10 protein-coding genes are annotated in these 11,889 nt (G+C 68.9%); 2 read left to right on the top strand and 8 right to left on the bottom strand.

Going from position 1 to position 11,889, the window contains the following annotated elements:
- The first annotated feature begins 26 nt into the window (after positions 1-26).
- Positions 27-902 carry a glucose-1-phosphate thymidylyltransferase RfbA gene (gene rfbA / locus J5Y04_RS23355; RefSeq protein ID WP_209414057.1) on the top strand — a complete coding sequence of 292 codons (876 nt, stop codon included), beginning with the start codon at positions 27-29 and terminating at the stop codon, positions 900-902.
- Positions 899-1,507: a dTDP-4-dehydrorhamnose 3,5-epimerase gene (rfbC, locus tag J5Y04_RS23350; RefSeq protein WP_209414055.1), complete on the top strand. Its 609-nt coding sequence runs from the start codon at positions 899-901 to the stop codon at positions 1,505-1,507. The genes rfbA and rfbC overlap by 4 nt, the downstream gene beginning before the upstream one ends.
- Positions 1,508-1,594: 87 nt before the next feature.
- Here the strand turns inward: rfbC and J5Y04_RS23345 are convergent, their stop codons facing one another.
- The 8 genes from J5Y04_RS23345 to J5Y04_RS23310 all read right to left on the bottom strand — a co-directional run bounded on the left by J5Y04_RS23345 (position 1,595) and on the right by J5Y04_RS23310 (position 11,882).
- A complete protein-coding gene (locus J5Y04_RS23345; RefSeq protein ID WP_209414053.1) occupies positions 1,595-2,029 on the bottom strand; it encodes a GtrA family protein in 435 nt (144 codons plus the stop codon).
- Positions 2,026-2,985 (bottom strand): glycosyltransferase family 2 protein, encoded by a 960-nt coding sequence (locus tag J5Y04_RS23340; RefSeq protein ID WP_209414051.1) that lies wholly within the window; start codon positions 2,983-2,985, stop codon positions 2,026-2,028. The genes J5Y04_RS23345 and J5Y04_RS23340 overlap by 4 nt, the downstream gene beginning before the upstream one ends.
- A gap of 216 nt (positions 2,986-3,201) precedes the next feature.
- Complete coding sequence (locus J5Y04_RS23335) at positions 3,202-5,202, bottom strand: hypothetical protein (RefSeq protein ID WP_209414046.1); 2,001 nt, start codon at positions 5,200-5,202, stop codon at positions 3,202-3,204.
- A 275-nt stretch (positions 5,203-5,477) separates the two neighbouring features.
- Complete coding sequence (gene tuf / locus J5Y04_RS23330; protein ID WP_209414044.1) at positions 5,478-6,671, bottom strand: elongation factor Tu; 1,194 nt, start codon at positions 6,669-6,671, stop codon at positions 5,478-5,480.
- 233 nt (positions 6,672-6,904) lie between these two features.
- Positions 6,905-9,010, bottom strand: coding sequence for an elongation factor G (fusA, locus tag J5Y04_RS23325; RefSeq protein WP_209414043.1), 2,106 nt, complete (start codon positions 9,008-9,010; stop codon positions 6,905-6,907).
- A gap of 39 nt (positions 9,011-9,049) precedes the next feature.
- Positions 9,050-9,520, bottom strand: coding sequence for a 30S ribosomal protein S7 (gene rpsG, locus J5Y04_RS23320; RefSeq protein WP_030055803.1), 471 nt, complete (start codon positions 9,518-9,520; stop codon positions 9,050-9,052).
- Between the two features lie 2 nt (positions 9,521-9,522).
- Positions 9,523-9,894, bottom strand: coding sequence for a 30S ribosomal protein S12 (gene rpsL / locus J5Y04_RS23315; protein WP_014144289.1), 372 nt, complete (start codon positions 9,892-9,894; stop codon positions 9,523-9,525).
- 380 nt (positions 9,895-10,274) lie between these two features.
- Complete coding sequence (locus J5Y04_RS23310) at positions 10,275-11,882, bottom strand: DUF2142 domain-containing protein (RefSeq protein ID WP_209414042.1); 1,608 nt, start codon at positions 11,880-11,882, stop codon at positions 10,275-10,277.
- Between the last annotated feature and the right edge of the window lie 7 nt (positions 11,883-11,889).

The raw sequence follows: 11,889 nt of genomic DNA, 5'->3' as shown, positions 1-11,889 counted from the left end.
GCCCGGGACTCGAATAAGGTGCACGCATGCGTGGAATCCTTCTGGCCGGCGGCACCGGCTCGCGGCTCTGGCCGCTGACCCGGGCGGTGTCGAAGCAGCTCCTCCCGGTCTTCGACAAGCCGATGATCTACTACCCCCTCTCGACCCTTGTGATGGCGGGGATCAGCGAGATCCTGATCATCACCACCCCGAACGACAGGGAGCAGTTCGAGCGCCTGCTGGGCGACGGCTCCCAGTTCGGCCTCCGCCTGGAGTACGCCGTCCAGGAACGCCCCGAGGGCATCGCCCAGGCCTTCGTGCTGGGCGCGGACTTCATCGGCGACGAGCCCGTCGCGCTGATCCTCGGCGACAACATCTTCCACGGCAGCGGCCTGGGCACCCGGCTCTCCGAGCACACCGACGCCAAGGGCGGGCGGGTCTTCGCCTACCCGGTCGCCGACCCGACCGCGTACGGCGTGGTGGAGTTCGACGAGGACGGCCAGGTCATCTCCATCGAGGAGAAGCCGACCGAGCCCAAGTCCCGGTACGCCGTCCCCGGCCTGTACTTCTACGACAACCGCGTGGTCGAGATCGCCCGCGGTCTGAAGCCCAGTGCCCGTGGCGAGCTGGAGATCACCGCCGTCAACGAGGCCTACCTCCAGGCCGGCGACCTCCACGTGACGATCCTCGACCGGGGCACCGCCTGGCTGGACACCGGCACGTTCGTCTCGATGGTGCAGGCCTCGGAGTTCGTCCGGGTCATCGAGGAGCGCCAGGGCTTCAAGATCGGCTGCATCGAGGAGGCGGTCTGGCGGGCCGGCCTGATCGACGACGCGCAGCTGCGCGAGCTCGCCGAGCCGCTGCTCAAGAGCGGCTACGGCCAGTACCTGGTGGCGCTGCTGGACGAGGAGGGCTCCCGGTGAAGTTCAAGGAGCTGTCCATCGAGGGCGCCTGGGAGATCACGCCCCAGCTGCACGGCGACCCGCGCGGCCTGTTCACCGAGTGGTTCCGCTTCGACAAGCTGGCCGAGGTGGTCGGCCACCCGCTGCGGCTGGCCCAGGCCAACCTCTCGGTCTCCAGCCGCGGTGTCGTGCGCGGCATCCACTTCGCCGACGTCCCGCCCGGCCAGGCCAAGTACGTGACCTGCGTGCGCGGCGCGGTGCTGGACGTCATCGTGGACCTGCGGGTCGGCTCGCCGACCTTCGGCCGCTGGGAGGGCGTGCGCCTCGACGAGGACGAGCGCAAGGCCGTCTACATCTCCGAGGGCCTGGGCCACGGCTTCTGCGCGCTCAGCGACGACGCGACCCTCAGCTACCTGTGCTCCGAGACGTTCAACCCGACCGGTGAGCACGGGGTGCACCCGCTCGACCCGGAGCTCGGCATCGAGTGGCCGGCCGAGGCGCCGCAGCTCTCCGCCAAGGACGCCCAGGCGCCGTCGCTGGCCGAGGCGCTGGCGAGCGGGCTGCTGCCGGAGTACAAGGCCGTCAAGGAGTTCACGGCGGGCCTGAGCAAGGCCTACCAGGCCTGATCCGGACTCCCGCAGACAAGGGCCCGGCCGCATCAACTGCGGCCGGGCCCTTGGGTTTTGGTCGTTGACGGCGGAGCCGTGCCCGGCTCAGCGACCGCGGAAGACCCAGACCTTCAGCAGCAGGAACCTGGCGACGGTGGCGAGTCCGTTGGCCACCACCAGCCCGGCCACCTCGACCGGCCGGGAGGCGTCCGGCACCAGCACGGCCAGCAGGGCGAGCGCGCCGCTGCTGAGCCCGAGACCGATCAGGAAGGCCACCGCGCCCTGGAGTTGGTCGCGCAGGGCGCCCTCGCTGCCGGTGACCCCGAAGGTGAAGCGGCGGTTGGCCGCGGTGTTGGCGACCGCGCTCACCGCGAGCGCGACCAGGTTGGCGGCCTGCGCACCGGTGAAGAGGCGGACGCCCGCGAACAGCAGCAGGTAGAAGACCGTGCTCAGAACACCGATGACCAGGAAGGACGGCAGCTGGCGCCGGGTGCTCCGGCCCTCCTCCGGCGGACGGACCGGTTCGCCGGTGAAGGTCATCGGGTCTTTCCCTCCCGTTCGTCCTCGGCCGAGTCGTAGCCGACGAAGTACGCCGGACGGGCCTGGACGGCCGAGTAGATCCGCCCGACGTACTCGCCGAGCATGCCGACGCAGCAGAGCTGGACGGCGCCGATGAAGAGCATCCCGATGAACAGCGAGGACCAGCCGGGCACCGTCGAGCCCATCGCGTACGCGATGGTGGTGTAGATCGCCAGGCAGATGCAGACCAGGAAGCTCAGCATCCCGAGCCAGGTGGCCAGCCGCAGCGGGGCGGCCGAGAAGTTGGTGATGCTGTCGAGCGCCAGCCGCACCATCTTGGTCAGCGGGTAGTGGGTGGCACCGGCGACCCGCTCCTCCCGGACGTAGACCACCTCGCCGCTGGGGAAGCCGAGCCACGGCACCAGCAGCCGGTAGACGGGCTGGTGTTCGGGCAGCGCCTTGAGCGCGTCCACCGCCGCCCGGCTGAGCAGCCGGTAGTCGCCGGCCTGGTTGGGCATCCGCTTGCCGACCAGCTTGCGCATCAGCCAGTAGTAGGCGCCGGCGGTGCGCCGCTTGAAGGAGCTGTCCGTCCCGCGGTCCCCGCGCACCCCGTAGACGATGTCGAGGTTCTCCTCGCGGGCGAGCGCCAGCATCTCCGGGATCTTCTCCGGCGGGTCCTGCAGGTCCGCGTCGATGCTCACCACGTAGTCGCCGAACGCCCGGTGGAGGCCGGCCTTGAGCGCGGCCTGGTGCCCGGAGTTGCGGGAGAACCGGATGATCCGGAACTCCGGCCAGTCCTGCCGGATCTTCTGCATCAGCACCGGGGTGGCGTCGGTGCTGCCGTCGTCCACGCCGACGACCTCGTAGTCGACCCCGAGCCCGTCCAGGATCGGCCGCAGCCGCTCGACGGTCAGCGGAAGCGCCTCCTGCTCGTTGTAGATCGGCATGACGACCGACAACTGCGGTGCCCTCGACATGAGTTGGTCCCGCTTTCCGCTGGGGGGGCTGGATTACGGCCGACAATAGCAGTTGGTCGTGAGCCCCCTATGAGATCGATGAGCAGGGGATTAGCGCATCGCGGCGCCCGCTGCGGGGCCCGCCGGCACCGGCCGGACACGGCGGCGGGGCACCCCCCGTCGGACGGGCGGCGCCCCGCGCTCGCAGTCATCGGCCCGGTGCCCCCGGGCCGTGGATCAGTCCCCGGGGAAGCTGCGGTGCCACGAGTGGACCCAGTTGTTGCCGGGCTTGGCCACCACGGTGATCCGCGGCGTCGAACCGGCGAGGTCCTTGCGCATCCGGTCGCCGGTGGCCGGGTCGGCGACCACGACGGTCATCGGCTCGCCCAGCTTCTCGGCGGCCTTCTTCACGTGGGCCAGGGCCGCCTCGTACTCCGCCGCCGGACGCTCGGCGGCGCCGATGTTCACCCAGTGGGTCTCGTACAGCGGGAGCATGTCGCCGCCGCGGTTGCGCAGCAGGGTGGCGATCCACGTCGACTTGAGGTTCTTGTAGTCGTCGTTGGAGTAGAGGACCATCATCGGGCCGGAGATGCCGTCGAGGTCCTCCATCACCGTGGCGCCGTTGCGGGGGCCGATGTCGCTCCAGGACTCACCGCGGCTCCAGGCCATCAGCGAGTTGTTGTACCAGGCCGTGGGCGCGGCCTTGAACGACTCCATGCCCCACTGGACCCCGGCGAAGAGGCTGAGCGCGGTCGCCACCGAGAGCACCGAGAGGACGGCGTCGCCCGCCCTGCGCTGCAGCACGCCCACCCGGGCCGGCGACGTCGTCCGCAGCAGCGGTCCGACCGCACCGAGCGAGACCAGGGCGATCACCACACCGGTGCCCGCGAGCTTCTCGAAGTAGTACGACACGTGGCCGATCGTGCGCATCTGCCACCAGGCGAAGCCGGCGATGACCAGACCGGAGCCGAGGACGAGGGCCAGGTGGGCCTGGCCGGTCCCGGTCCGGCGGTTGGTCGGCGCGGCCGCGGCGAGCAGCGCCAGCAGGAGGCCGCCGACGAGGATCGTCCGGTCCGCCCCGACGCTCGGGCCGCCCAGGTTGGAGGTACTGGCCACGTCGAGCTTGGAGAGCACGGAGACCACGCTGGGCAGTCCGGCCAGGCCCAGGGCGACCACGCCGGCCAGGCCGTAGAGGAGCCAGGCCTTGCGGCGGAACCTCCTGCGGTGCGCGACGAGCGTCGCCACGACGGCGATTCCCGCGACGGCACCGAAGAGGTTGTAGACGTAGGTGACGGTGATCAGGCCGAGCCCGGCGATCAGCAGGAACTCGGGCGTCCGCATGGCTGGCCGCACCAGGAAGGCGACCAGGACGGCCACCATCAGCAGGCCGATGATCGTCGAGTCGAAGCCGTGCGTGACGAGGTCGGTGTAGTTGCTGGAGAACATCAGCGCCGCGACCGTCCCGCAGACCGCCGCGGTGCGCCAGCCGCGCAGTCGCGGTCCGCCGATCCAGCGGGCAGCCCACACCAGGGCCGTGCCCAGCAGGGCGTAGGCGACCAGGATGTAGATCAGGTAGCGGTTCATGGTGTCGAGCGTCGACCCGAGGTCCGAGGACGAGCGGACCAGCGAGTCGACCCAGGCCAGCAGGAAGTGCGAACCCTGCGGGTACACCGCCTCGGCCGGCGACATCATGTAGGCCTTGGCGGCCTCCTGGTGCAGGAAGTTGTAACCGCCGACGTGCTCGATGCCGACGAAGTACGAGAAGTGGTTCAGCCGGTCCTCGGCGGTGGTGAGGAACTCCAGCCGCCAGCCCTTCCCCTTGCCCACCAGGGGCTTGTGCAGGTAGTGCCAGAGAACGTAGGTGGTGCCGAGCACCAGCAGGTCGGAGGGCCGGAACCGCAACGGCAGCCGCGGCGCCCGGCGGCTCAGCCAGCCGGTCAGCGTCACGACGGTGAGGAGCGCGCCCGAGGTGGGGATCGGGGCCAGCCCCCACGGCCAGAGCGAGAACGCCAGGCCGAGGACCAGCACCCCGCCGGCGACGGTCAGGGCCGCCGCGAACAGCCGGTCGAGCAGCACGCCGCCCACCCGCATCAGGGAGGCGACCGCCACCACCAGCAGCGGCAGCACCAGGATGCCCAGGCCGGTGGCGATCAGCGCGGCGGGCAGCAGCCACGAGGCCGCGAGGGCGCCGACGAGGACGGGGAGACTACGGGGCGTTTTGCCGGCGGGGGGTTCCACGGGCCCGGACCCACCGCCCGGTTCCACCGGCCCGGACGCACCGCCCGGTTCCGGCTCCCCGGGAGAGGAGAGCGTGGCCGCCATGGTGCGGAGTCTTTCCATCGAGACCCTGAAACCCCATCCCTTATTCGGGCACGCACGGTGCCCACCTTTACTCCGGCAATACCCAGCGATCATAGAGCAAGCGGTTTTTGCCCAAAGACAGAGGGCTTGGCGGAGATCATGCGATCTCCGCCAAGCCCTCCTTGACCAGGGGTCAAGTGTCAGATCGTCAATTACTTGAGGATCTTGGTGACCTGGCCGGCGCCCACGGTGCGGCCACCCTCACGGATGGCGAACTTGAGGCCCTCCTCCATGGCGATCGGCTGGATCAGCACGACCGTCATGGCGGTGTTGTCGCCCGGCATGACCATCTCGGTGCCCTCGGGGAGGGTCACGACGCCGGTCACGTCCGTGGTACGGAAGTAGAACTGCGGGCGGTAGTTGTTGAAGAACGGGGTGTGACGGCCACCCTCGTCCTTCGACAGGATGTAGGACTGGGCCTCGAACTCGGTGTGCGGGGTGACCGAGCCCGGCTTGATGATGACCTGGCCGCGCTCGACGTCCTCGCGCTTGATGCCACGGAGGAGCAGACCGACGTTCTCACCGGCCTGGCCCTCGTCGAGCAGCTTGCGGAACATCTCGATGCCGGTGACCGTGGTGGTGGTCTTGGCTTCCTTGATGCCGATGATGTCGACGGTCTCGTTGACCTTGAGGATGCCGCGCTCGATACGACCGGTGACGACGGTGCCACGACCGGTGATCGTGAAGACGTCCTCGATCGGCATCAGGAACGGCTGGTCCACGGCGCGGGCCGGGGTGGGGATGTTCTCGTCCACCGCGTGCATCAGGCCGAGGAGCTTCTCGCCCCACTCCTTGTCGCCCTCCAGCGCCTTCAGCGCGGAGACGCGGACGACCGGCAGGTCGTCGCCCGGGAACTCGTACTCGGAGAGGAGCTCACGGACCTCGAGCTCGACGAGCTCCAGGATCTCCTCGTCGTCCACCATGTCGGCCTTGTTCAGGGCGACGACGATGTAGGGGACGCCGACCTGGCGGGCCAGGAGGACGTGCTCCTTGGTCTGCGGCATCGGGCCGTCGGTGGCGGCGACGACGAGGATCGCACCGTCCATCTGGGCCGCACCGGTGATCATGTTCTTGATGTAGTCCGCGTGACCCGGGCAGTCAACGTGGGCGTAGTGACGCGCCTCGGTCTGGTACTCGACGTGCGCGATCGAGATGGTGATACCGCGCTGCCGCTCCTCCGGCGCCTTGTCGATCTGGTCGAACGGCGTGAAGGGGTTGATCTCCGGGTACGCGTCGTGCAGCACCTTGGTGATGGCCGCGGTAAGGGTCGTCTTACCGTGGTCGATGTGACCGATGGTGCCGATGTTGACGTGGGGCTTCGTCCGCTCGAACTTCGCCTTCGCCACTGCAGTCCTCCTGAGGACAGTTCTGTACGCCGTGCTGACGTCAGTTGGTCTTTGATCGGGTTGGGTACGGGGTGCCGCAGCACCCCATGCCGTCCCGCGGGTGGGGGCCGGAGGCCCCCGGGAGAATCCGGCCGGATTCTCCCGGGTCGCCTCCTAATAGCCTAAGGGTTCGCAATCGTCCCGAATGTCGGGACCACTGCGGCCTCGGGTAAGGGGCCGGCTGGAGCCGGTCCTTACTCGCCCTTGGCCTTGGCGATGATGTCGTCCGCCACGTTCCGCGGAACCTCGGCGTACGAGTCGAACTGCATCGAGTAGCTCGCGCGACCGGAGGTCTTGCTGCGCAGGTCACCGACGTAGCCGAACATCTCGGAGAGCGGCACCAGCGCGGAGACCACGCGGGCACCGTGACGCTCGTCCATGGACCGGATCTGGCCACGGCGAGAGTTGATGTCGCCGATCACGTCGCCCATGTAGTCCTCGGGCGTGGTGACCTCGACGGCCATCATCGGCTCCAGGAGGGCCGGACCGGCCTTCTTGGCGCCTTCCTTGAAGGCCATCGAGCCGGCGATCTTGAACGCGAGCTCGGAGGAGTCGACGTCGTGCGAGGCACCGTCGAGCAGCGTCACGCGGACACCCTGGAGCGGGTAGCCGGCGAGGACACCGAACTCCATGGCCTCCTGGCAACCGGCGTCGACCGAGGGGATGTACTCCTTCGGAACGCGGCCACCGGTGACCTTGTTCACGAACTCGTAGCCCTCGCCGGACTCGATCGGCTCGATCGCGATCTGGATCTTCGCGAACTGGCCGGAGCCACCGGTCTGCTTCTTGTGCGTGTAGTCGATACGCTCGACGGCCTTGCGGATCGTCTCGCGGTACGCGACCTGCGGCTTGCCGACGTTGGCCTCGACCTTGAACTCACGGCGCATACGGTCGACCAGCACCTCGAGGTGCAGCTCGCCCATACCCGCGATGATGGTCTGGCCGGTCTCCTCGTCCGTGTTGACCTGGAAGGAGGGGTCCTCCTCCGCGAGACGCTGGATGGCGACACCCAGCTTCTCCTGGTCGCCCTTGGACTTGGGCTCGATCGCGACGCGGATGACCGGGGCCGGGAAGTCCATGGACTCCAGGATGACCGGGTTCTTCTCGTCGGACAGCGTCTCACCGGTGGTGGTCTGCTTCAGGCCCATGACGGCGATGATGTCGCCGGCGCCCACCGAGTCGATCTCCTCACGCTTGTTCGCGTGCATGCGGTAGATCTTGCCGATGCGCTCCTTCTTGCCCTTCACGGCGTTCAGCACCGAGGTGCCGGACTCCAGGCGGCCCGAGTAAACCCGGACGAAGGTGAGCTTGCCGAGGTGCGGGTCCGACATGATCTTGAACGCGAGCGCGGCGAGCGGCTCCTCGTCCGAGGCCTTGCGGGAGATCTTGACCGTGTCGTCGCCGGGCTTGGTGCCCTCGATGGACTCGATGTCCAGCGGCGACGGCAGGTACTTGACGACCGCGTCGAGCAGGGGCTGAACGCCCTTGTTCTTGAAGGCGGTACCGCAGAAGATCGGGGTGAAGTCCGAGTTCAGGGTGCCCTTGCGGATCGCGTCCTGCAGCAGCTCGACCGGGATCTCCTCGCCCTCCAGGGCGAGCTCCATGATCTCGTCGCTGACGTTCGAGACCGTGTCGATGAGCGCCTCGCGGTACTCGTCGGCCTGCTCCTGCAGGTCGGCCGGGATGTCGACGACGTCGTACATCTCGCCCTTGGCGGCCTCGGCGGACCAGACCAGCGCCTTCATGCGGACAAGGTCGACAACGCCCTTGAAGTCCGACTCGGCACCGATCGGGAGCTGCATGACCAGCGGGGTGGCGCCGAGGCGGTCCACGATGGTCTGCACGCAGAAGAAGAAGTTGGCGCCCGTGCGGTCCAGCTTGTTGATGAAGCAGATGCGCGGGACGCCGTAGCGGTCAGCCTGCCGCCACACGGTCTCGGACTGGGGCTCGACACCGGCAACACCGTCGAACACCGTCACGGCACCGTCGAGGACGCGCAGCGAACGCTCCACCTCGACGGTGAAGTCGACGTGACCCGGGGTGTCGATGATGTTGATGGTGTTGTCGACGTCGTCGACCGTCCAGTGACAGGTCGTCGCGGCCGACGTGATCGTGATGCCGCGCTCCTGCTCCTGCTCCATCCAGTCCATGGTGGCAGCGCCATCGTGGACCTCACCGATCTTGTACGAGACACCGGTGTAGAACAGGATCCGCTCGGTGGTGGTGGTCTTGCCCGCGTCGATGTGCGCCATGATCCCGATGTTGCGGACCCTGGCGAGGTCAAGGGAGGTTGCAGCCATGGTGGCTCGTTCTCTCTCTGTCTAGTGACGGGGTTCGGACTACCAGCGGTAGTGCGCGAAGGCCTTGTTGGACTCGGCCATCTTGTGGGTGTCCTCGCGACGCTTCACGGAAGCGCCCAGGCCGTTGCTGGCGTCGAGGATCTCGTTCATGAGGCGCTCGGTCATGGTCTTCTCGCGACGGGCGCGGGAGTAACCGACCATCCAGCGCAGCGCCAGGGTGCTGGCGCGGCCCGGACGGACCTCGACCGGAACCTGGTAGGTCGCGCCACCGACACGGCGGGACTTGACCTCGAGGGCCGGCTTGACGTTCTCCAGCGCGCGCTTCAGCGTCACGACGGGGTCGGAGCCGGTCTTCTCGCGGACGCCCTCGAGGGCGCCGTAGACGATCCGCTCGGCGGTGGAGCGCTTGCCGTGCAGCAGGATCTTGTTGACCAGCTGGGTGACGACCGGGGAGCCGTAAACCGGGTCGATGATGACCGGGCGCTTCGGGGCGGGGCCCTTACGAGGCATTCTTACTTCTCCTTCTTGGCGCCGTAGCGGCTGCGGGCCTGCTTGCGGTTCTTGACACCCTGGGTGTCAAGCGAACCGCGGATGATCTTGTAGCGGACACCAGGAAGGTCCTTCACACGACCACCGCGGACCAGCACGATGGAGTGCTCCTGCAGGTTGTGGCCCTCGCCCGGGATGTAAGCGGTGACCTCGATCCCGCTGGTGAGGCGCACACGGGCGACCTTGCGAAGCGCCGAGTTCGGCTTCTTCGGGGTGGTCGTGTACACACGCGTGCAGACCCCACGGCGCTGCGGGGAACCCTTCAGCGCGGGAGTCTTGTTCTTCTCGACCTTGTCCTGCCGGCCCTTTCGGACCAGCTGCTGGATCGTAGGCACCGTTTCTCCGTTTTCTGTGTGCCAAGGCTTGGTGGAACTAACCTGCGGTGTTCCCGTCGCACACGGCCCCGTGGTCGACCCACGCGGTCGGGTGTGTTGGGTTTATTCCGGCACGGAATCCCATGGGCTGCTGTACAGCGACGGCGCTCACGCGCGGCGCGCCGAAAAGGCGCTCCGGCTTGGCGCGGCGACCGGTGTGCATGCACGCACAAGGACCCGGGGACACCCCAGGCACAAGGTCAGAGCGTACCTAGCGCATCGGGCTCGGTCAAAACAAATGCAACGCCGCAGGTCGTGGCCGTCGGGACGGAAGTACGGCCGGGGTGCCGGGGAGCTCCCGGCCCCTCTACCACACATCCGGAATGTCCGCACTCCCGACCCTACGCGTCCGCCGGTGTCGCCGCGAGCGGACGGTGCCGCCCGCGCCCGCCCCGGTGACCGCGTGACTCCTCCCCCGCCACCGGTCGCTGCGGGGGCTCCTCCCGGTCGGTGACCACCACCAGCAGGGCCAGGACCAGGGCCGCCGCCGTGTAGACGCCCACCCAGAGCGGCCAGCCACCGGGCGGCGCCCACATCGCCGGGTGGAGGAAGAACGATCCGGTGGTGCCGACGGCGTTGCGGCGCAGCGCCCAGACGAAGGCCGCCACGTTCGCGAACGCGAGCGCGAAGGCGGAGAGCAGCAGCAGCCGGCGCCACGGCATCCCCGGCCGCCAGGACTGCCGGGCCAGGATCACGGTGGCCATGATCGGCAGGCCCACCGAGAAGGGCAGCAGGTAGCGGCCCTGCCAGATCAGGCCCAGCGTGCTCGCCTGATTGGCCTGGGCGGCCACCGGGATCACGACGATGCCGATCAGCGCGCCCACGATCGCCAGCGCCTCGCGGAAGCGGGCGAAGCAGAGCGCGAGCAGGCCCAGCATCACCACGATCCCGCTCCAGAGCAGCAGCGTCGCGGCCGGCGACGGGGCGTCGAGCCAGCCGAACAGGCCGATCATCTGGTGGACCCAGATGAGGGTGTTGTCGAAGGTGATCCGGGCCGCCTTCAGCGCGGTCAGGTCGTCCGGCGTCGCGATGACGGAGTGGTCGGGGTGCTGGGAGGCCCAGGCCATCGCGCCGACCGTGGCGGCGGCGATGGCGGTGCCCCAGAGCCAGGCCGAGCGGCGGCGCAGCACCTGGCGCAGGGCTCCGCGCTCCTGCAGCAGCAGGGCGAAGAAGAGCGCGCCGGCGAACCAGATCAGGCCCAGCGGCCGGATGCTGATCAGCACGATCGCACCGATGCCCAGCCGGCCCAGCCGGCGGGTCAGCAGCGCCGCGTCCGGCACCATGAGTATCGGCAGTCCGGCGCTCCAGGCCAGGATGCCGGCCGCGATCTCCGGGCCGCTGGGGTTGACCATGCCCGACATGAACAGGGCCATCGGAGTGGCGGCGGCCATCACGCCGAGCAGCGGGACGGAGCGCCGGCGCCACTCGGCGGCCGAGATCACCGCGCTGGCCAGCAGCGCGGCGCAGACCAGCGCCGACATCAGGCGCATCAGGTAGATCCCGCCCTCACCGGACACCATGAGGCTGGGCCAGCCGACGACCAGGTAGTAGGCGGGGTTGTACCGGCCGGCGGCGGTGGTCACCTGCACCTCGCCCCCGTTGTCCCTCAGCTTCGGGGCGCAGTCGGCCGGGACCGTGGACTTGAAGACGTAGCAGGCGTTGACGTCCTTGAGGTCCTGGTAGAACTTCGGCAGCATGACCCCGGTCTCGGCGAACTTGCCCTCGATGTCGGCGACCACGTGCGGGACCATCACCTCGCGGCCCTCGATCTGGCCGCGGGCGACGGCGGCGGCCCTGATGATGTGCGCGTGCTCGTCCGGCGAGGCCCCGATCGGGGTGGCCATCGACCAGGAGCCGCCCAGCACGAAGAACAGGGCGAAGGACACGGCCCAGAGCCGTCCGGGGGTCGTGGCGAGCCGGTCGGCGAGCCGCTTCAGGGCGTTCATCATCGGGTGC

This window comes from Kitasatospora sp. RG8, from assembly GCF_017813315.1.
Taxonomy (GTDB): Bacteria; Actinomycetota; Actinomycetes; order Streptomycetales; family Streptomycetaceae; genus Kitasatospora.
This window is presented reverse-complemented; position numbering and strand designations above follow the sequence as displayed.